Genomic DNA, 25,194 nt, shown 5'->3' on the forward strand with positions numbered 1-25,194 from the left:
CTTAACCTCGCGTCGACTCTTGGTTGCCAGCCGTGTTGCCGGCAACGCTCGCAGCCAGGATGGCCAGAACCAGTTGCTGGAAATCCAGACCGGCGGCACGGGCCGCCATCGGAACCAGACTGTGGTCGGTCATGCCCGGTGCAGTGTTGACTTCCAGGAACCAGAACTGCCCTTCGGCGTCCTGCATCACGTCCGCCCTGCCCCAACCGGCGATACCCAGCGCCTCACAGGCTTTCGCCGTGAGGTCCATGAGTTCCTTTTCCTTGGCGCTGTCCAGCCCGCACGGAATGCGGTACTGGGTATCGTTGGCGATGTACTTGGCGTCGTAGTCGTAGAAACTGTGCGTCGTACCCAGGGCAATCGGTGGCAACACCTGGTCACGCAGGGTGGCGATGGTGAACTCGGGACCTTGAATCCATTGCTCGACCAACACTTGCGAATCGTAGGTACTGGCCGCTTTCCAGGCGTCGATCAACTCGGACGTGGAACTCACTTTGGCCATCCCGATACTTGAACCTTCATGGGCCGGTTTGACGATCAAAGGGAAGCCCAGTTCCGTCGCCGCCGAAATACAATCGGCCTCGCTGCTCAGTACCGCGTGACGTGGCGTCGGAATGCCCAGGCTGTGCCAGACCTGCTTGGTGCGCAGCTTGTCCATGGCCAGTGCCGAGGCGAGGATGCCACTGCCGGTGTACGGAATGCCCAGGCATTCGAGCAGGCCCTGCATGCTGCCGTCCTCACCGCCACGACCGTGGAGGATGATGAAGGCGCGGTCGATTTTTTCGTTCAACAGGCGCTGCAGAAGGTCATCGCCCACGTCGAGGCCGAACGCGTCCACACCCGCGCCTTGCAGCGCATCGAGAACGGCGTTGCCGGACTTCAGGGACACTTCGCGCTCGGCACTCTTGCCACCGAACAGCACGGCGACCCGGCCGAAATCTTTCGGCGCGACGGTGGAGACGAGGTTGGCGTAGGCAGCAGTCATTTCAACTTCCCCTCGACCGACGCCGCAACGGCGCCAGCGAACAACTCACTCTTCAACAGTTTGGGTGCAAGGCCACCGATGTCACCGGCCCCCTGGCACAGCAGGATGTCGCCGGCGCGCAGCAGCGGCTTGACGATTGGCGCGAGGTCCACGCCGCGATCGATGTAGATCGGGTCGAGCTGGCCGCGCTGGCGGATGCTGTTGCACAGCTTGCGGCTGTCGGCCCCCGGGATTGGCTCTTCGCCCGCCGGATAGACTTCCATCAGCAGCAGCACATTGGCGTCGGCCAGTACATTGACGAAATCGTCGTACAGGTCGCGTGTGCGGCTGTAGCGGTGCGGCTGGTAAACCATCACCAGACGACGCTCCGGCCAGCCACCGCGTACCGCCTTGATGACCGCCGCGACTTCGGTCGGGTGGTGACCGTAGTCGTCCACCAGCATCACGTTGCCACCCTCTACCGGCAGTTCGCCGTAGACCTGGAAGCGCCGGCCAACGCCCTGGAACCCGGACAAGCCCTGGACGATGGCTTCATCGCTGACACCTTCGTCGGTGGCGATGCAGATGGTGGCCAGCGCGTTCAGCACGTTGTGGTTGCCCGGCATGTTGACCGAGACATCCAGCGGCTCGCGATCGGGGCGCAGCACGGTGAAGAAAGTCTGCATGCCTTGCTGGCGCACGTTGATAGCGCGCACATCGCAGTCATCGCCGAAGCCGTAGGTGACGGTAGGACGTTTGACCAGCGGCAGGATTTCACGCACCACCGGATCGTCCAGGCACACCACCGCCAAACCGTAGAACGGCAGGTTGTGAAGGAACTCGACGAAGGTTTTCTTCAGTTTGTTGAAGTCACCGTCGTAGGTCGCCATGTGGTCGGCGTCGATGTTGGTGACCACGGCCACCAGCGGCTGCAAGTGCAGGAAGCTCGCGTCGCTCTCGTCGGCTTCGGCGATCAGGTAACGGCTGGTGCCGAGCTGGGCATTGGTGCCCGCGGCATTCAGACGGCCGCCGATCACGAACGTCGGGTCCAGGCCACCGGCCGCGAACACCGAAGCGATCAGGCTGGTGGTGGTGGTTTTGCCGTGAGTACCGGCGACGGCGATGCCGTGGCGATAGCGCATCAGTTCAGCCAGCATTTCTGCACGAGGCACCACCGGAATGCGGCGCTCCAGCGCGGTGGCGACTTCCGGGTTGGACGTGTTCACGGCACTCGATACCACCAGCACATCGGCGGTGGCTGCGTTTTCGGCGCGATGGCCGATGAAAATATGCGCGCCAAACGATTCCAGACGCTCGGTGACTGGCGACGCCTTAAGGTCGGAACCGGACACTTCATAGCCCAGGTTCAACAACACTTCGGCGATCCCGCACATGCCCACGCCGCCGATCCCGACGAAGTGGATGCGACGGATGCGGCGCATTTCCGGTTGTGGCATGGCTTTCTGATTCTCAACCATGGGCCACCTCCAGACAGGTATCGACCACGTTACGGGTGGCATCGGGTTTGGCCAGGCGGCGGGCCGCAGTAGCCATATCGTTGAGTCGTTGTGGTTGCATCAGGACCTCTGTCAGGCGCGCGGAAAGATCCGCTGCGCCAGTCGTTCTTTGCGGCATCAGGAAGGCTGCACCTTCACGGGCCAAATAATCGGCGTTGCGGGTCTGGTGATCGTCGATCGCGTGGGGCAAAGGCACCAGCATCGAGGGCAGACCGGCGGCGGCCAGTTCACTGATGGTCAGCGCACCTGCGCGGCACACCACCAGGTCGGCCCAGCCATAGGCTTGGGCCATGTCTTTGATAAAGGGCTGCACTTGCGCCTCGACGCCAGCCGCGCGATAGCGCTCTGCAGTCACTTCATCGTGGTTTTTGCCAGCCTGATGGAACACTTCCGGTCGCAAGTCGACGGCGACTTGCGACAGGGCTTCAGGCAGCAACTTGTTCAACGGTTCTGCGCCCAGGCTTCCGCCCAGGATCAGCAAACGCGCCTTGCGACCGGCCAGGGCTGGTCGCGGTGTTTCGAGGAACAGCTCCGGGCGCACCGGGTTACCGGTGGTCCGACGGCTGCCCGACAGGGTAAAGGTGTCGGGGAAGGCTTCACAGACCCGGGCGGCCAACGGCACCAGCAACCGATTGGCGGTACCTGCCACGGCGTTCTGCTCGTGAACGATCACCGGAACACCGGCCAGTTTGGCGGCAACGCCCCCGGGACCGGTCACAAAGCCGCCAAAACCGACGACACAGACCGGCCGCAACCGGCGAATGATCGCTCGTGCCTGCCAGACCGACTTGAGCAACATGAACGGCGCCTTGAGCAGCGACAACTTGCCCTTGCCGCGCAGGCCGCTGGCATTGATCCGATGCAGCTCGATACCGGCCGCCGGGACCAGATCGTTTTCAATGCCGCGCGGCGTACCGAGCCAGTGCACGGTGTAACCGCGGGACTGAAACTCACGCGCACAGGCCAGCGCCGGGAACACGTGGCCACCGGTGCCGCCGGCCATGATCAAGACGTTAGCGCCCATGGTTCGGCTCCTCGGCGAAGTCGCTCTCATGGAACTCCATCTCTTCGCTGCCCAGGTGGGTTCGACTCTCCCACTCGATGCGCAGCAACAAGCCCAGACAGGCACAGCAGATCACCAACGAACTGCCGCCATAACTGAGGAACGGCAGCGTCAGGCCTTTGGTCGGCAGCAGACCGACGTTCACGCCGATATTGATCAGGAACTGACCGATCCACAGGAACGACAAACCGTAGGCGACATAGGCCGCGAAGAACTGCTTGGCCTTCTCGGCCCACAAGCCGATGTACATACCGCGAATACAGACGAACACGAACAGCGCCACCGTGCACAACGAACCCACGGCACCCAGCTCTTCGGCCAGGACCGAGAACACGAAGTCGGTGTGGGCCTCTGGCAGGTAGAACTGTTTCTGCACGCTGTTGCCCAGACCAACACCCAGCCATTCGCCGCGACCGAAGGCGATCAATGCCTGGGACAACTGATAACCGGCACCGAACTGGTCGGCCCACGGGTCGGCAAAGTTGGTCAGTCGCGCCATTCGATAAGGCTGCATCTGGATCAGCAACACCACCGCGCCGACGGCCAGCACGACCATCAGGGAGAAACGGAACAGCCCCACTCCGCCGAGGAACAGCATCGCCGCAGCAGCCCCCATCATCACGACAGTGGCCCCGAAGTCAGGCTCCATCAGCAACAGGCCGGCCATCGGCAACAGAACGATGAATGGCTTGAAGAAGCCCATCCAGCTTTCACGCACTTCTTTCTGGCGACGCACCAGATAACCGGCGAGGTAGATCACCACGAACACCTTGGCGATCTCGGAAGGCTGAACGTTGAAGAAGCTGAAGCCGATCCAGCGCATCGAACCGTTCACTTCACGGCCGATGCCCGGGATGATCACCATCACCAGCAAACCGAACGCGCCGATCAGCATGAGCCAACCCAGGCGTTGCCAGGTCGCGATCGGGATCATCATGGTGACGATGCAGGCGCCAAGGCCGAGTACGACGTAGATAAGGTGGCGAATCATGTAATACAAAGCGCTGCCCGACTGCACCGCCGCCACTTCGGTCGATGCCGAGGCAATCATGATCAACCCGAGACCGAGCAAGGCCAGGCAGCCGGCGAGCATCGGAAAATCGAGGTCGATTCCGCGTCCGGTGATGATCGGCGACGGGTACGGCTTGATGATGTTTCTCAGGCTCATGCCAGTTCCTCCACAGCGCGGACGAACTGGTGACCACGGTCTTCGTAGTTTTTGAACATGTCGAAACTGGCGCAGGCCGGAGACAGCAACACTGCGTCGCCCGGTTCGGCGACAGCACGGCAATGCTCGACCGCTTCGATCAGCGAACCGACACGAATCAGCGGCACGGCATCGCCGATGGCTTCACCGATCTTGTCGGAATCGCGCCCCATCAGGATCACGGCGCGGCAGTTGGCCGCCACGGGATCACGCAGGTCCTTGAACTCGGCACCCTTGCCATCGCCACCGGCGATCAGCACGAGTTTGCCGTCGATGTCCGCGCCCAGACCTTCAATCGCGGCCAGAGCAGCGCCGACGTTGGTGGCTTTGGAATCGTTGTAATAACTTACGCCGTCGAGATCGCGGACCCATTGGCAACGGTGTTCAAGGCCAGCGAAAGTACGCAAGCTCGACAGCATGGCATCGAAGGGCAGACCGACGGCGTGCCCCAGCGCCAAGGCCGCCAAGGCGTTGGACTGGTTATGGGCGCCGCGAATCTTCAGCTCGCGCACCGGCATCAGGTTCTGGAACTCGAAGGCCAGGTACTTCTCGCCGTTTTCCTCGCGGATACCAAAGCCCTTGAAATCCGGCTTGCTCAAACCGAAGGTCCAGCACGGCTGCCCCTCGCCCATCAGGGGACGGCTCAAGGCATCCTGACGGTTGACCACGAACTGTCTGGCACCACGAAAAATCCGGTGCTTGGCCAGGTGATAAGCCGGCAGACCGCTGTAGCGGTCCATATGGTCTTCGCTGATGTTGAGTACGGTCGCCACTTCAGCATCGAGTTGATCGGTGGTTTCGAGCTGGAAGCTCGACAGTTCCATCACGTACAGCTCGATGTCATCGCTGAGCAGGTCCAGCGCCGGTGTGCCCAGGTTACCGCCAACGGCGACACGCTTGCCGGCCGCTGCCGCCATCTCGCCGACCAGGGTGGTCACGGTGCTTTTCGCGTTGGAACCGCTGATGGCTACGATCGGTGCCTTCGCGTTACGCGCGAACAGCTCGATGTCGCCGGACAATTTTACGCCACGGGCGGCGGCGGCCTGCAGGGCCGGGGTCGCCAGCGCCAGGCCGGGGCTCACGTAAAGCTCGTCGGCACGGCACAGGAATTCCACGTCCAGCTCGCCACAACGCACTTCCACGTGCGGATAGTCACGCTTGAGCGTGGCCAGTTCCGGTGGATTTTCCCGCGTATCGGCCACGGCAAAGGCCACGCCCCGGTTCGCCAGGAAGCGAACCAGGGACATGCCGCTCTTGCCGAGGCCGACAACGATGCGGAAGTGGTCAGAAGCGATCAGAGACACTCGTTCTACCTCAGCTTCAGGGTGGCAAGGCCGATCAGCACGAGAATCACGGTGATGATCCAGAAACGGACGATCACGCGCGGCTCGGGCCAGCCCTTGAGTTCAAAGTGGTGGTGAATCGGCGCCATGCGGAATACACGGCGACCGGTCAGTTTAAAAGAGGCAACCTGAATGACGACTGACAGGGTTTCCATCACGAACACGCCGCCCATGATGAACAGGACGATCTCCTGACGGACGATCACGGCGATGGTGCCCAGGGCCGCGCCCAGTGCCAGCGCGCCGACGTCGCCCATGAAGACCTGGGCCGGATAGGTGTTGAACCAGAGGAAACCCAGGCCGGCACCGATCAGCGCGCCGCAAAAGACGATCAGCTCACCCGCCCCCGGTACGTAGGGAATCAGCAGGTATTCGGCGAACTTCACGTTACCCGACAGGTAGCAGAAGATGCCCAGGCCACCGCCGACCATCACGGTCGGCATGATCGCCAGGCCGTCGAGACCATCAGTCAGGTTGACCGCGTTGCTCGATCCGACGATCACGAAATAGGTCAGCACGATGAAGCCTGCGCCCAGCGGAATGCTGTAGTCCTTGAGCATTGGCAGGATCAGGGTGGTTTCCACCGGAGTGGCGGCAGTCATATAGAGGAAGATCGCCGCGCCCAGGCCGAATACCGATTGCCAGAAATACTTCCAGCGGCTAGGCAGGCCACGGGAGTTTTTCTCGATCACCTTGCGGTAGTCGTCGACCCAGCCGATGGCGCCGAACAGCAACGTCACCAGCAACACCACCCAGACATAACGGTTGGTCAGGTCAGCCCACAGCAGCGTGCTGACCCCGATGGACGAAAGAATCAGTGCACCACCCATGGTCGGCGTGCCCGATTTGGACAGGTGCGATTGCGGACCATCGTTGCGAACGGATTGACCGATCTGACGGTTCTGCAGGGTGCGGATCATCCACGGGCCATAGCACAGCGACAAAACCAGCGCGGTCAGCACACCGAGGATCCCGCGCAGGGTCAGGTACTGGAAGACCGCGAAGCCTTTGTAGAACTGTTGCAGATACTCCGCTAGCAGCAGCAGCATTAATGTTTCTCCAGACGGGTCCCGCACAAGGCGGCAACGATGTTTTCCATCGCGGCGCTGCGCGAGCCCTTGATCAAAATGGTGGTGTTTGTGTCTTGCTCGGCGTCCAGGGCCTTGATCAGTTCAGCCTGCGTGCTGAAGTGAAAGGCTTGAGGACCGAAGGCGTTGACGGCGTGGACCATCATCGGCCCGACGGCGTACAGCGCAGAAACCTTGCCACGGGCGTATTCGCCCACGTCGCGGTGCCCCTGCTCCGCCCAGTCGCCCAACTCGCCGATATCTCCGAGCACCAGAACGGTGCGACCGGAAAAGCCGGCGAGTATATCAACCGCCGCGCACATCGAGGTGGGGTTCGCGTTGTAAGTGTCATCGATCACGCGCATGCCGTTGCTGGCCAGTTGCGCGACGGTCCGGCCCTTGACCGGCTGTACCGCGCCGAGTCCTGTCGCAATGCCGAACAGCGACACGCCCAAGGCATGGGCAGCGGCTGCGGCAGCCATGGCATTGGCGACGTTATGGGTGCCGAGCAGGTTCAGTTGAACGTGCTCCACGCCTTCGGGGCTGTGCAGATTGAATGCCGGGCAGCCGCGAGCATCACGGCCAAGGTCGCTCGCATGGAAGTCTGCGCTAACGTTGCTCAGGGCAAACGTCAGCACTTTGCGACCAGCGGCGCGAGCCTTCCAGATGTCGAAAGCCTTGTCGTCCAGATTCAGAACGGCGACGCCATCGGCATCGAGCCCTTCAATAATCTCGCCCTTGGCCTCGACGATTTTTTCCGGCCCGCCGAACTCGCCGACGTGAGCGGTCCCGGCATTGTTGAGAATGGCCACGTGCGGCTTGGTCATGCCGACGGTGTAGGCAATTTCGCCGAGACGCGAAGCACCGAGTTCGATCACGGCAGCCGTATGCTCCGGCGCCAGCTCCAGCAAGGTCAACGGTACGCCGAGGTCGTTGTTCAAGTTGCCGCGGGTTGCCAGCACCGGACCACGGGTACGCAGGATGCTCGCGAGCATTTCCTTGACCGTGGTCTTGCCGCTGGAGCCGGTGACGGCGGCGACTGGATGGGTGTAGGCCGCCCGGTTGAGTGCGCCCAGTTGACCCAACGCCTGGCGGGTATCGCTGACCACCAACTGCGGCAGCGTGCTGTGGGCGCTTTCGCGCTCGACCAGTGCTGCCACCGCGCCTTTTGCCGCGACATCATTCAGATAGTCGTGACCATCGAAACGCGGACCTGTCAGCGCAATAAACAGTTGCCCCGGCTTGATCGCGCGACTGTCGATGCTGACGCCGTCGAAGCTGACATCGGCACCGACCAGGCGAGCATTCAGCGCGCCAGTCAATTCGCTGAGTTTCAAGGCCTTAAGCATGGGCCACCTCCCACGCGGTCAAGGCATGATCAGCCTCGACCAGATCAGAGAAGGCGTGACGTTCGCCATTGATTTCCTGATAGTCCTCGTGACCTTTACCGGCCAGCACGATCACGTCATCCGCCGAGGCACTGCCAATCAGCTGGGCAATGGCCTGGCCACGACCGGCAACGAAGGTCACGTTATCCACAGCCGTGAAACCGGCGCGGATGTCATCGAAAATCACCGAAGGGTCTTCCGTGCGCGGGTTGTCATCGGTCACCAGCACGCCATCGGCCAGACGCTCGACCACTTCAGCCATCAGCGGACGCTTGCCGCGATCGCGGTCGCCGCCACAGCCGAACAGGCAAAGCAGCCGTCCTTTGACATGCGGACGCAGGGCTGTCAGGACTTTTTCCAGCGCATCCGGGGTGTGGGCATAATCGACCACGACCAACGGCTGAGTCCCGCCGCCCAGGCGCTGCATGCGACCGGCAGGACCTTCGAGCTTCGGCAGAACCTTGAGAATTTCGTCCAGCGCGTAATCCAGGCCGAGCAAGGCGCCAACCGCCGCCAGCACGTTGCTCAGGTTGAAACGGCCAAGCAGCGTGCTGCGCAAGTGGTGCTCGCCTTGTGGGGTAACCAGTGTGGCGCGTACACCTTCGTCGTCGAATTGCGCTTCGCGGCAATACAGATAGGCACTGGAGTCTTCGAGGCTGTAGGTGATCAACCGCGACTCACGTTTTTCGGCCGCCAGTTGCCGGCCGAAGTCGTCATCAAGGTTAACGACCCGGCACTTCAAGTCGTTCCAGGCAAACAGCTTGGCCTTGGCGTCGCCGTAGGCCTGCATGGTGCCGTGGTAATCCAGGTGATCCCGGGACAGATTGGTCATCACGGCCACATCGAACGCCAAAGCAGTCACACGGCCCTGATCCAGACCATGGGAAGAGACTTCCATCGCCACGGCTTTGGCCCCGGCCTTTTTAAGGTCCGCCAGGGTGGCTTGCACGGCGATTGGATTCGGCGTGGTATGCAGGCCGCTTTGCAGCGCGCCGTAGAAACCGGTACCCAGGGTGCCAACGATACCGCAGTGCTGGCCGAGCAGGTCCAGCGCCTGGGCAACCAGCTGAGTCACACTGGTTTTGCCGTTGGTACCGGTCACGCCGATCAGGTTCAGATGATGACTCGGCTCACCGTAAAAACGCCCGGCGATGTCCGAAAGTTGTGCCGCCAGGCCTTTGACCGGAATCAATGGCACTTCGGTGATCGGCAGCACGGTGGCGCCTTCCACTTCATAAGCCACGGCGGCAGCGCCGCGCGTCAGAGCGTCGGCGATGTGTGCACGACCGTCGAATTTGCCGCCCGGTACCGCGAGGAACAGGTCACCGGCGCGGACGTTACGACTGTCCAGCGCCAATTCACGGATCAACAGATCGTGGCCGGCGTGGGGGAAAATCTTGTTCAGACTTAATGACATCAGCCGCGCCCTCCATTGGCTTTCAGTGGAACAACCGGCGTAGCGTTCGCTTGTTGAGTGGGCGGCAGGTTGTCCGGAGTGACGTTCATCAGGCGCAGGGTGCCGGACATCACGCGACTGAACACCGGCGCCGATACCAGACCACCGAAGTAACCGGCCTTGGTCGGCTCATCGATAACGACCACGATGGCGTAACGCGGATCGCTCATCGGGCCGAAGCCGGCGAACAGCGAACGGTAGGAGTTTTCGGCATAGCCTTTGGTACCCACCGATGTTTTACGCGCAGTACCCGACTTGCCGCCCACGTGATACGCCGGCACCTGTGCACGGAATACACCGCGCGGGGCTTCGATCACTTGCTGCAGCATGCCTTGCATCGTCTTCGCGACCGCTTCCGGCAACACCTGGGTCGTTTGCGGAGCCTTGTCGGTTTTGATCAGGGTCAGTGGCGCGAGACGGCCATTGTTGGCCAGCGCCGAAAACGCGTGAACCAACTGGATCGCCGTCACCGAAATACCGTAGCCGTAGGACAGCGTGGCGGTTTCGGCCTTGCGCCATTCGCGGTAGTTCGGCAGGTTGCCGACACGTTCGCCGGGGAAACCCAGGCCGGTGTCCTGACCGAGACCGACTTTCTGCGCCAGCCGGAAAATCGTTTCGCCGCCGATATCGAACGCAACCTTACTCATGCCGACGTTACTGGAATTGATCAGAATACCGGTCAGGTCGAGTACCGGACCTTCGGTCTTGGATACGTCCTTGATGGTGTACTTACCAATCTGCAAGGAGCCTGGGTACACCTCGACGGTATCGCTCGGCTTCCAGCGCCCGGTTTCGATGGCGGCGCTCATGGAGATCGCCTTCATGGTCGAACCCGGTTCGAACACGTCGATCATCGCGCGGTTGCGCATCATCGCCGGTTGCAGGTTGCGGCGGTTGTTCGGGTTGTAGGTCGGCTGGTTGACCATGGCGAGGATCTCGCCGGTCTTGACATCCATGATCACCAGGCTACCGGCCTTCGCACCGTTCTCGATGATCGCGTTGCGCAGTTCGCGGTTGGCCAGATATTGCAGGCGCAAGTCAATGGACAACGCCAAGGGCTTTCCGGCCTTGGCGTTTTTGGTGACCTGAACATCCTTGATCAACCTGCCGCGCCGGTCCTTGATGACCTGGCGTTTGCCGGGCACGCCGGCCAGCCATTCGTCATAGGCGAGCTCGACACCTTCACGACCGTGGTCATCGATATCGGTAAAACCAACCATATGGGCGGTCACTTCACCGGCCGGATAAAAACGCCGGAACTCTTCAATGCCGTAGACACCCGGTACTTTCAGATCGAGCACTGCCTGACCTTGCTCAGGCGTCAGCCCGCGCACCAGGTAAATGAATTCTTTATTGGCTTGAGCCTCAAGACGCTCGGCCAGGGCTTTCGGGTCTTGCCCGAGGGCAACGGCCAGCGCGGGCCACTTCTCTTTGGCCAGCTGCATTTCCTTGGCGTTGGCCCACAGGGTGGTCACCGGCGTACTGACAGCCAATGGCTCGCCGTTGCGGTCGGTGATCAGGCCGCGGTGCGCCGGAATCGGAATATGACGAACGCTACGAGCGTCCCCCTGACCTTTGAGGAAGTCACGGTCGACAACTTGCAGATCGATGATGCGCCAGCAAATTGCGATCACCATGACGCCGAGCAAACCCAGCACCACACGGAATCGCCAGGGAAAGAGTGCGCCTTCGAGTTTCATCATGGCGCCACCATCTGCACTTCGGCGGCACCGGGAATGTGCATTTTCAGTTGTTCGGTGGCCAACACTTCGATTCGGCTGTGGGCAGTCCAGGTGCTTTGCTCAAGAATCAACCGCCCCCACTCGGCCTGCGCCTTGTCGCGCACGCTCAGCTCGTTGTACAGCGAGTTCAGCAACTGACGATTCCAGTGCGCGCTATAGGACACGCCGATCGCCGACACGAGCACGCCGATAAACAGCAGCAGCATGAAAAAGCTTCCGCCGGGCAGTGGCTTGGCGAAAAGCTTGCTCACCGCAGCTTCTCCGCCACACGCATGACAGCGCTACGGGAACGTGGGTTGGCCTTGAGCTCGGCATCGGAGGCCGTCTGCGCTTTGCCATGGATTTTGATTTTCGGTTCGAAAGCGACATGCCGAACCGGCAGGTTGCGCGGCAGGTTATCGGCTTCGCCTTTCACCAGTTTGCGCATGAACAATTTGACGATGCGATCTTCCAGCGAGTGGAAGCTGATCACGACCAGACGACCGCCCACTTCCAGGCAGTCCAGCGCGGCTTCGAGGCCGGCTTCCAGATCACCCAGTTCATTATTGACGTGAATACGCAAACCCTGAAAGGCGCGGGTTGCCGGGTTCTTGCCCTTTTCCCACGCCGGGTTGGCGACTTTGAGGACTTCGGCCAGGTCAGCCGTACGCTCGAAAGGCTTGATATCGCGACGCTCGGCCACGGCACGAGCCATGCGACCGGAGAAACGCTCTTCGCCATATTCCTTGAACACGCGGGCAATTTCTTCCGCCGGCGCGGTATTGACGAATTCGGCGGCGCTGATCCCGCGGGACGGGTCCATGCGCATGTCCAGCGGACCGTCGTTGAGGAAACTGAAGCCACGCTCAGGGTCGTCAAGCTGTGGCGAAGACACGCCCAGATCGAGCAAAACGCCGCTGACCTTGCCGTGCAATCCGCGATCCGCGACTTCCGAACCGAGCTCGGCAAAGCTGCGCTGCACAACGACAAAGCGGCCGTCTTCGGCCGCTAGCGTCTGCCCGGTGGCAATCGCCTGTGGATCCTTATCGAATCCAAGCAACCGACCATCGGGACCGAGCTGACTGAGGATCAACCGGCTGTGCCCGCCGCGCCCGAACGTACCGTCCAGATAGCAGCCATCAGGACGTACGGCGAGAGCCTCTACGGCTTCGTCAAGCAGTACGGTGATGTGGTTAAAGCCGCTATCTATAGTCACAGGATCAAATCACGCAGTTCGTCAGGCATCGCGCCCGGTTCTTGAATAGCAGCCAGGTCAGCGGCAGAAACCGCATCCCAGGCATCCTCATCCCACAATTGGAACTTGTTCAACTGGCCTACCAACATCGCGCGCTTATCCAACTTGGCATATTCACGAAGACGCGGCGGAACCAGAAATCGACCACTGCCATCGAGCTCGAGGTCGACAGCATTACCAATCAGTAAACGTTGCAGGCGGCGGTTCTCTTCGCGTAGCGAAGGCAGTGCGCGCAGTTTGGTTTCAATGATTTCCCACTCGTCGAGGGGGTAAACACACAAGCACGGATCAACGGCATCAATTGTGACGATTAACTGACCGGAACTACGCGAAACAAGCTCGTCACGGTACCGGCTCGGCATGGCGAGACGGCCCTTTGCATCGAGACTGATAGCGTTGGCTCCGCGAAACACGTCAGCGCTTCTCCAAATATTAGCGTTTTGCGCTCAAAAAACCCACTTCATGCCACTTTCCGCCACTTGCGCACACTATAGGAATGCGCCCACCACACCGTCAAGGCGCGGAGTAAAGGAAAACCCTTACGAAACTGAGATTTAGGAGCATAAAAGGAGGGGTAACGAGAATCTGGCAGATGAAACTGCTCGATAACTTGAACCAGCACAGAAGGCTGCATTCGGAAGTTAAAGTAATTTATTAAGAGTAAGATTTTTTCGGTATTACGAAAGTGCTTCTGCTGACGATTCTGAGAGGAGGGAAAATCGGTGCTGCATCGAGTTTAGGCGTTCATCACCAGCGCAGGCAAATTGATATCACGCAACCCCGTCTACTGACAACGCTGCATGACAACATTTTCACCATCCACACCCTGCTCAATGATTTAAGCAGGAGGGGAGAAAAAGGTGGAGAGTCGATCTGTAAGCCGGGTTCTGTCTTGAACAGTCATTCGTCTACGATGGCCATCACTGGACATCTTTAGCAACCTACCCGGTCCCAGCGCGGGCCACGCCTTGGGACCCTATTTGGTCTTGCTCCAAGTGGGGTTTACCTAGCCACGAACTGTTGCCAGACGTGCGGTGCGCTCTTACCGCACCTTTTCACCCTTACCGGCGCCGAAGCGCTTAGGCGGTTATTTTCTGTGGCACTTTCCGTAGGCTCACGCCCCCCAGGCATTACCTGGCACTTCGCCCTATGGAGCCCGGACTTTCCTCCCCCCCCTAATTTTCATAGAGGGCAGCGACTGTCCGATCGACTCTCCGGCGCGAAGGTTAACGGCAGAGCGCCCGAAGAACAAGCGCTAAACGCCTTTTACCGCGCCTGCGCGTCGGGTTTTACTCGCCCTTCTGTTTATCCAGCGCGACCTGGTACAAAACATTCTTACGCTCGCCGGTAATTTGCGCAGCCAATGCGGCAGCACGCTTGAGCGGCATTTCTTCGAGCAACAGGTTAAGCACGCGCATCGCCTCGCTGCTGACAGCGTCCTCACTCTCGGGAGCCGTCCACCCCGCCACCAGCACTACGCATTCGCCGCGCTGCTGATTGCTGTCCGACTCAACGAACTCACGCAGCTCGGCTAATGGCAAGCCTTTGAGTGTTTCAAAGGTCTTGGTCAGTTCACGCGCCAATAACGCCGGACGCTCGCCACCGAATACCAGTTCCATGTCCTGCAAACATTCGAGGATACGGTGTGGCGCCTCGTAGAATATCAACGTACGCGGTTCCTCCTTGACGAGTTCGAGGCGTGCGCGCCGTCCCACGGCCTTGGCCGGCAGAAACCCCTCGAAAATGAAACGATCCGATGGCAACCCCGCCGCCGACAGCGCTGCGATCAATGCACAGGCGCCCGGCACTGGCACTACGTTAATGCCTGCCGCACGAGCCTGACGCACCAAGTGATAGCCAGGATCGGAAATCAGCGGCGTACCCGCATCGGAAATCAGCGCCACATCATCACCGGCCAGCAGCCGGGTAATAAAGCGGCTACCTTCATCCCGCTCGTTGTGCTCATGACAGGCAGCCAGCGGCGTCGCGATGCCGAAGTGTTGCATCAGCCGCTGGGAATGCCGGGTGTCTTCGGCGGCGATCAGTGCGACCTCGCGCAGAATCTTCAGCGCACGCGCACTGATGTCGTCCAGGTTGCCGATGGGCGTCGCCACCACATAAAGCGAGCCCGCAGCGGAATTCAAAGCACCTGGAGCAGTCAAAGCGCACACCTCATGATCGATAAAGCCGCCATTGTAACGCGTCGCGACGCCTGCGATACGCGCAAGGAACACTCGCCTTTGCGACCTCTTGTGCCCTCGCGCAACATTTGTACGAGCTAAATTGATCGATTCACGCCAGTAACATCGCGCCCCGGCCAGCGCTTGGGTACAATTCCACGCTAATTTGATCGAGTATCAGGAACGCTTACATGATCGCTTGCCTGCGGCTGTTCACTGCCCTCTGCCTCGCTGCCTTGCTGGCCGCTTGTGCCAGTTCGCCCTCCTCCAGCCTTGGCGAACTCCCACGAACCCCGGATGCCAGCATTGAGCAACTGCTTGAAAAAGCGGCTCAAAGCAAAACACCGGAAGAAGCTGCACTGTTTCGCCTGAGCGCAGCAGACCTGGCCTACCACCAAGGCAATGCCGGCCAGTCCGCGCAGATCCTGCAACAGGTTCAGGTCGAACAACTCAAGCCGGGGCAACAGATCTTCGCCAGCACCCTGGCGGCGGAACTGGCCATGACCCGCAATCAGCCCAAAGCCGCGCTGAGCGCCTTGAGCCACCCCAGCCTGCAGCGCCTGAGCGAAATGCCTGCCGAGCAACAGGTCCGCACCGGCACGGTTCACGCCCGCGCCCTTGAAGCCGATGGTCAGACACTAGCCGCCGCAAAGGAACGGATCTTCATCGCGCCGATGCTGAACGGCGACGCCGCTCGCAAAAACCACGAAGCCATCTGGGCACTGATCGCTTCGCTGCCAACCGATCAATTGCAGCCAAACACTACCGATGACCTCGGCGGCTGGATGGCGCTGGCACTGGCCGTAAAATCGGCCGGCACCCTGGAACAGCAGCAGGCCGCGATCGACAACTGGCGCACCCAGAACCCGAAGCACCCCGCCGCTATCCAACTGCCATTGCCATTGACCAACCTCAAGCAACTGGCCAGCCAACCCTTGAACAAGATTGCCCTGCTGCTGCCTCAAGACGGCCCGCTGGCGTCGGTGGGCAAGGCACTGCGCGAAGGTTTCATGGCCGCCCACTATCAGGCGCAACAGGCCGGACAAAAGCCGCCAGCCATCGAGTTCTATGACAGTTCGCACCTGACCAATCTCGACGAGTTCTACCGCAAGGCCCAGGCCGATGGCGTGCAGCTGGTCGTCGGCCCACTGGAAAAGCCACTGGTCAAACAACTCAGCACTCGCCCACAACTGCCGATCACCACCCTGGCGCTGAACTACAGCGAAGGCGAGCAAGGTCCGGCCCAACTGTTCCAGTTTGGTCTTGCAGCGGAAGACGAGGCACGCGAAGTATCGCGCCGCGCTCGCGCCGACGGCCTGCATCGCGCCGCCATCATGGTGCCGAAAGGTGAATGGGGCGATCGCGTCCTCAAGGCTTTCAGCCAGGACTGGCAAGCCAACGGTGGCAGCGTCGTCGCCACCGAACGCGTCGACCAGCCAGTGCAACTGGCCCAGCAAATTGCCGACATGTTCCAGCTGCGTCAGAGCGAAGGTCGCGCCAAGAGCCTGCAAAGCACCATAGGCTCGCAGGTTGCCGCCCAACCTTCCCGCCGTCAGGACATCGAATTCATCTTCCTGGCTGCCACCCCGCAACAGGCCCAACAAATCAAACCGACCCTGAACTTCCAGTACGCGGGTGATGTTCCGGTTTACGCCACTTCCCACGTCTTCAGTGCCAGCGGCGATGTGAACCAGTACAACGACATGAACGGCATTCGCTTCTGCGAAACCCCATGGCTGTTGGAGGCTAATGATCCGCTGCGTCGTCAGGTCACCGCACAATGGCCACAGGCGGCCGGCAGCCTGGGGCGCCTGTATGCGATGGGCGTCGACGCCTATCGCCTGGCTCCACGCCTGGGCCAACTCAAGGCCTTGCCTGAAAGCCGTGTCGAAGGTCAATCGGGCAGCCTGGGCATGACGCAGAACCAGCGCATCGTAAGGCAGTTGCCATGGGCCCAGTTCGTCAATGGCCAGGTTCAACGCCTGCCGGACACTCCACGCTGATGCCTGACAGGTCACGCCAGCAAAGCGGTAAGGATGCCGAGCGCCATGCGCTCGAGCATCTTCAACAACAAGGTTTGCGCCTGCTGGCGCAGAACTGGTTGTGTAAACGCGGCGAGCTTGATCTGGTCATGCTTGATGGCGATACAGTAGTATTCGTTGAAGTTCGCTACAGAAAAAACACTCAATGGGGTGGCGCGCTCGATAGCATCGATGAGCGCAAACGGCAGAAACTGATTTTTGCCGCGCAGTATTTTCTTCAGTGCGAGTCGCGCTGGGCCAATTCCCCTTGCCGTTTCGACGTGGTTGCCATCGACAGTAAACTCGATCAGTTGAACTGGTTGCAGAATGCTTTCGACGGCTGATCGTTTACGCTCCGAACCGGACACCCGACAACATTTTTGCTCTTTGTTTTGCGGGCTGCACATTCACGTGCCGGACAGCCGCGCTCATTAAGGTCACACAGATGGACATGCAATCCCGAATTCGCCAGCTTTTTCAGGCCAGTATCGACACCAAGCAACAGGCGATGGACGTACTTGCACCGCACATCGAGCAAGCCAGCCAGGTGATGGTCAATGCCCTGCTGAACGAAGGCAAAATGCTTTCCTGCGGCAACGGCGGCTCTGCAGGCGACGCCCAGCACTTTTCGTCCGAGCTGCTCAACCGCTTCGAGCGCGAACGCCCGAGCCTGCCGGCCATTGCACTGACCACTGACAGCTCGACGATCACCTCGATCGCCAACGACTACAGCTACAACGAAATATTCTCCAAACAGATCCGCGCCCTTGGTCAGCCGGGTGACGTTTTGCTGGCAATTTCCACCAGCGGCAACTCGGCAAACATTATTCAAGCGATCCAGGCCGCACATGATCGCGAAATGATTGTCGTAGCATTGACCGGTCGCGATGGCGGCGGCATGGCGTCGCTGCTATTGCCCGAGGACGTCGAGATTCGCGTACCGGCCAACGTCACCGCACGTATCCAGGAAGTCCACCTGCTGGCGATCCATTGCCTATGCGACTTGATCGACAGCCAACTGTTCGGGAGTGAAGAATGACCCCTAATCGCCTCGGCCTACTGGCCCTGACCCTGTGCCTCGGCATCAGCGGCTGCACCTCTGTGGTGAATGCCAGCCGTGAAGCACCGATCGAAGATGACCGCGGCACCCGCACCTTCGGCAGCAAGATCGACGACTCGCTGATCGACACCAAGGTCGGGGTGAACATCGCCAAGGCCGATCCGGCCCTGGACAACGACTCGCATATCGTCGTCACCAGCTTCAACGGCGTGGTACTGCTTGCCGGGCAAACCCCGCGTGCCGACCTCAAGGCCAAGGCCGAACAGGCCGCTGCCGCCGTTCAGCGCGTGAAGACGGTCCACAACGAACTGCAGATCCTGCCACCCTCCGGTTTCCTTGCCCGCCAGAACGACACCTGGCTGACCTCCAAGATCAAGGCCCAGATGCTCACCGATCCGAACATCCCCGGCTCGCGCATCAAGGTTGTCACCGAGAACGGCATCGTCTACCTGCTGGGCCTTCTGACCAAACAGGAAGCCGCTCAGGCGACCAATTTGGTGCAAAGCGTTTCTGGCGTGCAGAAGATCGTTAAGCTGTTCGAATACATCGATTAAGGCCTGCAGGAGCGAGCCTGCTCGCGAAAAACGTCCGATGAATACGTTCATTCAGACAGCCCGCGTTATCGTTCACGCCCATCGCGAGCAGGCTCGCTCCTACATCGTTTGAAGGCGCTGAAATAAAAAGGGTGATCCTTGCGGATCACCCTTTTTTTATTTCACCACTTTCAAACTAGGTCGACCGCTGGGACGCGGCGGCTCGCTGTCGGGTGGCGGAATATCGTCATCCGGCTCGAGCCCTTCATCGTCTTCCATGGGCGACTCCAGATCGAACACCATACCCTGGCCATTCTCCCGGGCATAGATACCCAGGATCGATGCGATAGGCACGTACAGCGTGTGTGGTACACCGCCGAAGCGCCCCTCGAAACTGACCGCTTCGTTATCCATGTGCAAATGACGCACGGCTTGCGGCGATACATTCAGGACAATCTGTCCATCACTGGCAAAACCCTGTGGCACCTGCACCGACGGATACTCGGAATTGACCAGCATGTGCGGGGTGCAATCGTTGTCCACAATCCACTCATAGAGCGCGCGGACCAGATAAGGTCGACTGGAGTTCATAGCGGCTCCTTAAGCCTTAGCGCATATCGCGTTCGACACCAGACAGACTCGCCTGGAAAGCCTCACGCGCAAACTGGCGCTCCATGTAATCAAGCAGCGGCTTGGCTGGCCGCGGCAGTTCTATACCCAGAATCGGCAATCGCCAGAGTATTGGCAATAGGCAGCAATCCACCAGGCTTTGTTCCTCGCTGAGGAAAAACGGCTTGTCGGCAAACAACGGCGACACGCCGGTCAGGCTTTCGCGCAGTTCTTTACGCGCTACGGCGCGAGCGGCCTCTTTGGTCCGCGAATCCAGGATCAGATCCACGAGACCGCACCAGTCACGCTGAATACGATGAATCAGCAAACGACTGTTGGCACGCGCCACCGGATAAACCGGCAGTAGTGGCGGGTGCGGATAACGCTCATCCAGATATTCCATCACCACCGTTGACTCCCACAACGCCAGGTCACGATCGACCAGGGTGGGCAAGCTGCCATAAGGGTTCACTTCGATCAGTTTAGGCGGCTGGCGGCCAGCTTCCACGTAAATGATCTCGGCGCTTACACCCTTCTCTGCCAGTACGATTCGCACTCGGTGGGAATAGTGGTCGGCGGGGTCGGAGTAACAGGCCAACCGATTGGTCACGCCCATGGCGATCCTCCTCGCTTGTAGAAATTATCGGAAGCGGAAAAACGAGCGCGCCCAGAGGGCGCCTCCCGTAACGCCTGGATCACCAGACTCGTTACACCTTCAGAGACGCCCTTGGGCGCGCGCGATTAACAGCAAATGCTTAAAGCTTTATCAGTGCACATCTTTCCAGTATTCGCGCTTGAGCAAGTAGGCGAATACGAAGAAGAACGCCAGGTACAGCAATACATACGTACCGATGCGCTGATGCTGCAGCTTAACCGGGTTAGCCGAGTAAGCCAGGAAGGTTACCAGATTCTTGACCTTCTCATCGAACTGCTCTTCGGTCAAAGCACCACTTTTCGGCACAATCGTCAGCTGATCGCACGCCTCATGTGTCAGCGGCGTACCGGTGAGCGGATCAAATTGCTTCTTGCCGTCTTCGACGATCTGAACCTGTTTGCAACCGACAACCTGACGACCTTGCAGGCCGACCAGGACGTTTGGCATGCCAACATTCGGGAAGACCTTGTTATTCACACCCCATGGGCGCGCCGGATCTTCGTAGAACGACTTCAGGTAGCCATAGAGCCAGTCAGTACCACGAACGCGGGCAACCAGCGTCAGGTCGGGCGGAGCCGCACCAAACCAGGTCTTGGCGTCAGCTGGCTGCATGCCGATGCTCATGTGGTCGCCAATCTTGGCGCCAGTGAATATCAAATGGCTTTGCATCAGATCCGCAGGGATATCCAGATCATTGGCCACTCGCTCATAGCGCTGGTATTTCGCGCTGTGACAGCCCATGCAATAGTTGGTGAATGTACGCGCACCATCTTGCAAGGCGGCTTTGTCAGCAACGTCGATCTCAACCTTTTCGAGCTCAGGCTCAAGAGCGTTGGCAAAAGACACGACAGGAAGCGCAGCAAGAATCAAAACTGCAAATAACTTTTTCATCAGCCAGTCACCCTTTCCGGAACCGGTTTGGTCTTCTCAAGCCTGGTGTAGAACGGCATCAGAATGAAGTAGGCGAAGTACAGGAAGGTACATACCTGCGACAGCAGCGTCCGCTCAGGGGTTGGAGCCAGAACGCCCAGAACGCCCAGGATCACGAACGCGATGCAGAACACCCAGAGCCAGATCTTGCTCAGCCAGCCCTTGTAGCGCATCGACTTGACCGGACTACGGTCCAGCCAAGGCAGGACGAACAGCACAGCAATGGCAGCACCCATCGCGATTACACCCAGGAGCTTGTCAGGAACAGCCCGAAGGATCGCGTAGAACGGAGTGAAATACCAAACCGGAGCAATATGCGCAGGCGTTTTGAAAGCGTTCGCCGGTTCAAAGTTCGGCTTCTCAAGGAAGTAGCCGCCCATTTCCGGGAAGAAGAACACGATCGAACAGAAGATGAACAGGAACACCACCACGCCGACGATATCTTTCACGGTGTAGTACGGGTGGAAGGCAATGCCGTCCAGCGGTACACCGTTTTCGTCCTTGTGCTTCTTGATGTCCACGCCGTCCGGGTTGTTCGAACCGACTTCGTGCAATGCCAGAACGTGCAGCACGACCAGGCCGAGAATAACGATCGGCAAGGCAACCACGTGCAAGGCGAAGAAGCGGTTCAGCGTAATACCCGAAATCAGGTAGTCACCACGGATCCACTGGGTCAGGTCGTTACCGATGACCGGGATCGCACCGAACAGCGAGATGATCACCTGGGCACCCCAGTAGGACATCTGGCCCCATGGCAGCAGGTAACCCATGAAGGCTTCAGCCATCAGCGCCAGGTAAATCAGCATGCCGAAGACCCACACCAGCTCACGCGGCTTCTGGTACGAACCGTAGAGCAAGCCACGGAACATGTGCAGATAAACCACGATGAAGAACGCCGAAGCGCCGGTGGAGTGCAGCAGACGCAGGATCGAGCCGTACTCCACGTCGCGCATGATGTATTCGACAGAAGCAAACGCCTCTTCCGCCGACGGGGTGTAGCTCATGGTCAGCCAGACACCGGTAACGATCTGGTTGACCAGAACGAGCAGGGCCAGGGAGCCAAAAAAATAGAAGAAGTTGAAGTTTTTCGGGGCGTAGTACTTGCTGAGATGGTCTTCCCACATCTTGGTCGCGGGAAAGCGCGCATCAACCCAATCCATGAACTTGCTCATCACGCTTTCTCCGTATCGACGCCAATGACAATGATGTCATCGGTCTCATAGGAATGCGGGGGAACTGGCAGGTTCAAAGGCGCGGGTTGCGACTTGTAGACGCGGCCAGCCAGGTCGTAGTGGGAGCCGTGGCATGGGCAGAAATAGCCACCTACCCAGTCTTTGCCAAGATCCGCGGGAGCGACTTCCGGACGGAAAGTCGGCGAGCAACCGAGGTGCGTGCAGATACCAATCAGCAGCAGAACCTCAGGTTTGATCGAACGGGTTTCCGGATCTACATAGGTCGGTTGAGTCGAGTTCTTGGAGGTAGGGTCAGACAACTGGCCCTCGATCTTCTTCAGATTCCCCAGGATTTCCTGCGTACGGCGGACGATGAATACCGGCTGACCGCGCCACTCAGCAATCATCTGCTGGCCTGGCTCGATTTTGCTGACATTCACTTTCACCGGTGCACCTGCGGCTTTCGCCTTGGCACTGGGAAACCATGACCCCACGAACGGGACCGCAGCCCCCACCGCTCCTGCAGCACCCACCACGGATGTGGCTGCTACCAAGAAGCGACGCCGGCCTGCATTCACGCCGTCATTGCTCATTCAGTCCTCTCCCATCAGCTTTGTGGCCTGTTAAATCAGGCATCTACTAAGTAAAACTCTGTACTTATAAAAATTTTGCCGAATGGTAATGAAAACCCCCAATTCTGACAAGGTAATTACCTGAGGGCACCACTCCCAAGCCTTGTAGTATAGGGGCTCTGCGCGTGTGGCAAGTTGTCACAGAGCAATTCTTTGATAAATCGCACGCATAAAAAAACGCCCAGCTCCGTGAGGAAACTGGGCGTTCTTTTTTTGAACGTGGAAGCGAATTAACGCTTCGAGTACTGCGGACGCTTACGCGCTTTACGCAGACCAACTTTCTTACGTTCAACTTCACGTGCATCGCGGGTTACGAAGCCGGCTTTACGCAGAGCGCTGCGCAGAGTCTCGTCGTAATCCATCAGAGCGCGAGTGATGCCGTGGCGGATTGCGCCAGCTTGACCACTTACACCACCACCGATCACGGTGACGTAGATGTCGAACTTCTCGACAGTCTCAGTCAATTCCAGCGGCTGACGAACTACCATGCGGGCAGTTTCGCGGCCGAAGAAATTATCCAGCGAACGGTTGTTGATGGAGATGTTACCAGTACCCGGACGCAGGAAAACGCGTGCGGTTGCGGTCTTGCGACGGCCAGTGCCGTAATTTTGAGTCGCCGACATAATGAACTATTCCGTTAAATCTTCAGTTCTTGGGGCTGCTGAGCAGTATGAGGGTGTGCAGCGCCCGCATAGACTTTCAGCTTACGGTACATGTCGCGACCCAGCGGGTTCTTAGGCAGCATGCCTTTGACCGCGGTCTCGATCACGCGCTCAGGGGCTTTGGCGATCAGCTTTTCAAAGTTGATCGACTTGATGCCGCCCGGGAAACCGGAGTGGGAGTAGTACATTTTGTCAGTGGTTTTAGCACCGGTAACACGGATCTGCTCAGCGTTGATTACGACGATGTAGTCGCCGGTGTCAACGTGAGGAGTGTACTCAGGCTTGTGCTTGCCACGCAGACGGCTCGCGATTTCGGTGGCCAGACGACCCAGGGTCTGACCAGCAGCGTCGACGACAAACCAGTCGCGCTTTACTGTTTCCGGTTTAGCAGTAAAAGTTTTCATTCTTTATAGCCTCAGGGGCCGCCCTGTAAATTAGACGGCGGATCTTACTGAATAGTGCGTACTTTGACAAGTCAAAGGCAGCCGGATACAGACGCTTTCGGGGGCTCGGGTCGGCGCGTCCGTTCAACGGCAAGATTCTTCGGCGGCGGCGCATCACTTCCACTGCAGAAAGAGGTGCGCAATTATGCAGATTGCGAAAAATAATTCAACCTGCTTTTATGATTGTTTTGCCCAAGGAGCACCCGATGGACTATCGCCAGCTAGGCCGGACCAATCTCAACGTGAGTGCCATCTGCCTCGGAACCATGACCTGGGGCGAGCAAAACAGCGAGGCTGAAGCCTTCGCGCAGATTGAACGGGCCAAGAGTGCCGGGATCAACTTCATCGACACCGCCGAAATGTATCCGGTGCCTCCCAAGGCCGAAACCTACGCCACCACCGAACGCTACATCGGTAATTACTTCAAAAGCCGCGGCGACCGGACCGACTGGATCCTGGCCAGCAAGATCGCCGGCCCGGGCAACACCATCGATTACATCCGCGACAAGAACCTGCGGCACAATCGACAGCACATCACCGAAGCCGTGGATGCCAGCCTGAAACGCCTGCAGACCGATTACATCGACCTGTACCAGTTGCACTGGCCGGAGCGCAGCACCAATTTCTTCGGTCAACTGGGTTACAAGCACAAGATCGAAGCCAACCTGACGCCCCTGGAAGACACCCTCGAAGCACTGGACGAGCAGGTCAAGGCCGGCAAGATCCGCCACATCGGCCTGTCCAACGAGACACCCTGGGGCACCATGCGCTTCCTCGCCCTGGCCGAAGCACGAGGCTGGCCACGCGCGGTGTCGATCCAGAACCCTTACAACCTGCTCAATCGCAGCTTCGAGGTCGGCCTGGCGGAGATCGCCATTCGTGAACAGTGCGGCCTGCTCGCCTATTCACCGCTGGCGTTCGGGTTTCTGTCCGGCAAATACGAAGGAGGCGCGCGCCCACCAAAAGGTCGCTTGAGTCTCTACAGCCGCTTCAGCCGGTACTTCAACCCGCAGTCGGAAGCTGCTTGCAGCCGTTATGTGGCGCTGGCTCGAGAACACGGCCTGGACCCGGCGCAAATGGCCCTGGCGTTCGTGACACAGCAGCCGTTCGTGACCAGCAACATCATTGGCGCGACCACACTTGAGCAACTGGACAGCAACATCGCCAGTTTCGATCTGAAGCTGTCGGAGGAAGTGCTGGAAGGGATCGAAGCGATCCACAAGGATCAGCCGAACCCTGCGCCTTGATTGATTCGTAGAACCCATCGCGGGCAAGCCCCATACAGGAGTCATTGAACCTGTGGGAGCAAGGCTTGC

Annotated in this window: 25 protein-coding genes and 1 other RNA gene; 5 read left to right on the forward strand and 21 right to left on the reverse strand. The window is 59.4% G+C overall.

The window, feature by feature from the left end:
* Window position 1: 1 nt before the first annotated feature.
* The 14 genes from AC1Q6D_RS13745 to rsmI all read right to left on the reverse strand — a co-directional run bounded on the left by AC1Q6D_RS13745 (window position 2) and on the right by rsmI (window position 15,143).
* Window positions 2–985: a D-alanine--D-alanine ligase gene (locus tag AC1Q6D_RS13745; protein ID WP_103406172.1), complete on the reverse strand. Its 984-nt coding sequence runs from the start codon at window positions 983–985 to the stop codon at window positions 2–4.
* On the reverse strand, window positions 982–2,442 hold the full coding sequence (gene murC / locus AC1Q6D_RS13750; protein WP_047532955.1) for a UDP-N-acetylmuramate--L-alanine ligase: 1,461 nt from the start codon (window positions 2,440–2,442) through the stop codon (window positions 982–984). The genes AC1Q6D_RS13745 and murC overlap by 4 nt, the downstream gene beginning before the upstream one ends.
* Entirely contained in the window at window positions 2,435–3,505 is a 1,071-nt protein-coding gene (gene murG / locus AC1Q6D_RS13755) for an undecaprenyldiphospho-muramoylpentapeptide beta-N-acetylglucosaminyltransferase (protein WP_103406173.1), read from the reverse strand. Before murG ends, murC begins: the two co-directional genes overlap by 8 nt.
* Entirely contained in the window at window positions 3,495–4,712 is a 1,218-nt protein-coding gene (ftsW, locus tag AC1Q6D_RS13760; protein WP_103406174.1) for a putative lipid II flippase FtsW, read from the reverse strand. Before ftsW ends, murG begins: the two co-directional genes overlap by 11 nt.
* On the reverse strand, window positions 4,709–6,055 hold the full coding sequence (gene murD / locus AC1Q6D_RS13765; RefSeq protein ID WP_047532964.1) for a UDP-N-acetylmuramoyl-L-alanine--D-glutamate ligase: 1,347 nt from the start codon (window positions 6,053–6,055) through the stop codon (window positions 4,709–4,711). Before murD ends, ftsW begins: the two co-directional genes overlap by 4 nt.
* 5 nt (window positions 6,056–6,060) lie before the next feature.
* Window positions 6,061–7,143: a phospho-N-acetylmuramoyl-pentapeptide-transferase gene (gene mraY / locus AC1Q6D_RS13770; protein ID WP_008016698.1), complete on the reverse strand. Its 1,083-nt coding sequence runs from the start codon at window positions 7,141–7,143 to the stop codon at window positions 6,061–6,063.
* Window positions 7,143–8,510, reverse strand: coding sequence for a UDP-N-acetylmuramoyl-tripeptide--D-alanyl-D-alanine ligase (locus tag AC1Q6D_RS13775; RefSeq protein ID WP_103406175.1), 1,368 nt, complete (start codon window positions 8,508–8,510; stop codon window positions 7,143–7,145). The genes mraY and AC1Q6D_RS13775 overlap by 1 nt, the downstream gene beginning before the upstream one ends.
* On the reverse strand, window positions 8,503–9,966 hold the full coding sequence (locus AC1Q6D_RS13780) for a UDP-N-acetylmuramoyl-L-alanyl-D-glutamate--2,6-diaminopimelate ligase (RefSeq protein ID WP_103406176.1): 1,464 nt from the start codon (window positions 9,964–9,966) through the stop codon (window positions 8,503–8,505). Before AC1Q6D_RS13780 ends, AC1Q6D_RS13775 begins: the two co-directional genes overlap by 8 nt.
* Window positions 9,966–11,705, reverse strand: a complete 1,740-nt coding sequence (locus tag AC1Q6D_RS13785) for a peptidoglycan D,D-transpeptidase FtsI family protein (protein ID WP_178083161.1) — start codon at window positions 11,703–11,705, stop codon at window positions 9,966–9,968. The genes AC1Q6D_RS13780 and AC1Q6D_RS13785 overlap by 1 nt, the downstream gene beginning before the upstream one ends.
* Window positions 11,705–11,998 carry a cell division protein FtsL gene (ftsL, locus tag AC1Q6D_RS13790; protein ID WP_047532978.1) on the reverse strand — a complete coding sequence of 98 codons (294 nt, stop codon included), beginning with the start codon at window positions 11,996–11,998 and terminating at the stop codon, window positions 11,705–11,707. The genes AC1Q6D_RS13785 and ftsL overlap by 1 nt, the downstream gene beginning before the upstream one ends.
* Window positions 11,995–12,942, reverse strand: a complete 948-nt coding sequence (gene rsmH, locus AC1Q6D_RS13795; protein WP_371919936.1) for a 16S rRNA (cytosine(1402)-N(4))-methyltransferase RsmH — start codon at window positions 12,940–12,942, stop codon at window positions 11,995–11,997. Before rsmH ends, ftsL begins: the two co-directional genes overlap by 4 nt.
* Entirely contained in the window at window positions 12,939–13,394 is a 456-nt protein-coding gene (gene mraZ, locus AC1Q6D_RS13800) for a division/cell wall cluster transcriptional repressor MraZ (RefSeq protein WP_047532982.1), read from the reverse strand. The genes rsmH and mraZ overlap by 4 nt, the downstream gene beginning before the upstream one ends.
* Window positions 13,395–13,841: 447 nt before the next feature.
* Window positions 13,842–14,195: RNase P RNA component class A (gene rnpB / locus AC1Q6D_RS13805), an RNA gene on the reverse strand.
* Between the two features lie 75 nt (window positions 14,196–14,270).
* Window positions 14,271–15,143 (reverse strand): 16S rRNA (cytidine(1402)-2'-O)-methyltransferase, encoded by an 873-nt coding sequence (rsmI, locus tag AC1Q6D_RS13810; protein WP_047539058.1) that lies wholly within the window; start codon window positions 15,141–15,143, stop codon window positions 14,271–14,273.
* Window positions 15,144–15,352: 209 nt separating this feature from the next.
* Here rsmI and AC1Q6D_RS13815 point away from each other — a divergent pair, with 209 nt between their 5' ends.
* From AC1Q6D_RS13815 to AC1Q6D_RS13830, 4 genes are all read left to right on the forward strand, one after another.
* Window positions 15,353–17,164 (forward strand): penicillin-binding protein activator, encoded by a 1,812-nt coding sequence (locus AC1Q6D_RS13815; RefSeq protein ID WP_103406178.1) that lies wholly within the window; start codon window positions 15,353–15,355, stop codon window positions 17,162–17,164.
* Window positions 17,164–17,526 carry a YraN family protein gene (locus AC1Q6D_RS13820; RefSeq protein ID WP_081997945.1) on the forward strand — a complete coding sequence of 121 codons (363 nt, stop codon included), beginning with the start codon at window positions 17,164–17,166 and terminating at the stop codon, window positions 17,524–17,526. The genes AC1Q6D_RS13815 and AC1Q6D_RS13820 overlap by 1 nt, the downstream gene beginning before the upstream one ends.
* A 101-nt stretch (window positions 17,527–17,627) precedes the next feature.
* Entirely contained in the window at window positions 17,628–18,221 is a 594-nt protein-coding gene (locus tag AC1Q6D_RS13825) for a phosphoheptose isomerase (protein WP_007904374.1), read from the forward strand.
* A complete protein-coding gene (locus tag AC1Q6D_RS13830; RefSeq protein ID WP_047532995.1) occupies window positions 18,218–18,796 on the forward strand; it encodes a BON domain-containing protein in 579 nt (192 codons plus the stop codon). The genes AC1Q6D_RS13825 and AC1Q6D_RS13830 overlap by 4 nt, the downstream gene beginning before the upstream one ends.
* A gap of 156 nt (window positions 18,797–18,952) precedes the next feature.
* Here AC1Q6D_RS13830 and AC1Q6D_RS13835 read toward each other — a convergent pair whose 3' ends face one another.
* From AC1Q6D_RS13835 to rplM, 7 genes are all read right to left on the reverse strand, one after another.
* Window positions 18,953–19,366 carry a ClpXP protease specificity-enhancing factor gene (locus AC1Q6D_RS13835; RefSeq protein ID WP_047532998.1) on the reverse strand — a complete coding sequence of 138 codons (414 nt, stop codon included), beginning with the start codon at window positions 19,364–19,366 and terminating at the stop codon, window positions 18,953–18,955.
* Window positions 19,367–19,382: 16 nt separating this feature from the next.
* Entirely contained in the window at window positions 19,383–20,000 is a 618-nt protein-coding gene (locus tag AC1Q6D_RS13840; RefSeq protein ID WP_007972581.1) for a glutathione S-transferase N-terminal domain-containing protein, read from the reverse strand.
* A gap of 150 nt (window positions 20,001–20,150) precedes the next feature.
* Window positions 20,151–20,930, reverse strand: a complete 780-nt coding sequence (locus AC1Q6D_RS13845) for a cytochrome c1 (RefSeq protein WP_103406179.1) — start codon at window positions 20,928–20,930, stop codon at window positions 20,151–20,153.
* On the reverse strand, window positions 20,930–22,141 hold the full coding sequence (locus AC1Q6D_RS13850; protein ID WP_047533006.1) for a cytochrome b: 1,212 nt from the start codon (window positions 22,139–22,141) through the stop codon (window positions 20,930–20,932). Before AC1Q6D_RS13850 ends, AC1Q6D_RS13845 begins: the two co-directional genes overlap by 1 nt.
* The gene (gene petA / locus AC1Q6D_RS13855) at window positions 22,141–22,734 is read right to left on the reverse strand and encodes a ubiquinol-cytochrome c reductase iron-sulfur subunit (protein ID WP_047533009.1); all 594 of its coding nucleotides are present in this window, start codon (window positions 22,732–22,734) and stop codon (window positions 22,141–22,143) included. Before petA ends, AC1Q6D_RS13850 begins: the two co-directional genes overlap by 1 nt.
* A 269-nt stretch (window positions 22,735–23,003) precedes the next feature.
* Window positions 23,004–23,396, reverse strand: a complete 393-nt coding sequence (gene rpsI / locus AC1Q6D_RS13860) for a 30S ribosomal protein S9 (protein ID WP_003228056.1) — start codon at window positions 23,394–23,396, stop codon at window positions 23,004–23,006.
* 14 nt (window positions 23,397–23,410) lie between these two features.
* Window positions 23,411–23,839, reverse strand: a complete 429-nt coding sequence (rplM, locus tag AC1Q6D_RS13865) for a 50S ribosomal protein L13 (RefSeq protein ID WP_003228062.1) — start codon at window positions 23,837–23,839, stop codon at window positions 23,411–23,413.
* A 245-nt stretch (window positions 23,840–24,084) separates the two neighbouring features.
* Between rplM and AC1Q6D_RS13870 the strand changes: the two genes are divergently transcribed.
* Complete coding sequence (locus AC1Q6D_RS13870) at window positions 24,085–25,125, forward strand: NADP(H)-dependent aldo-keto reductase (RefSeq protein WP_103406180.1); 1,041 nt, start codon at window positions 24,085–24,087, stop codon at window positions 25,123–25,125.
* The last annotated feature ends 69 nt before the right edge of the window (window positions 25,126–25,194 follow it).

Source organism: Pseudomonas sp. MT92 (genome assembly GCF_058792515.1).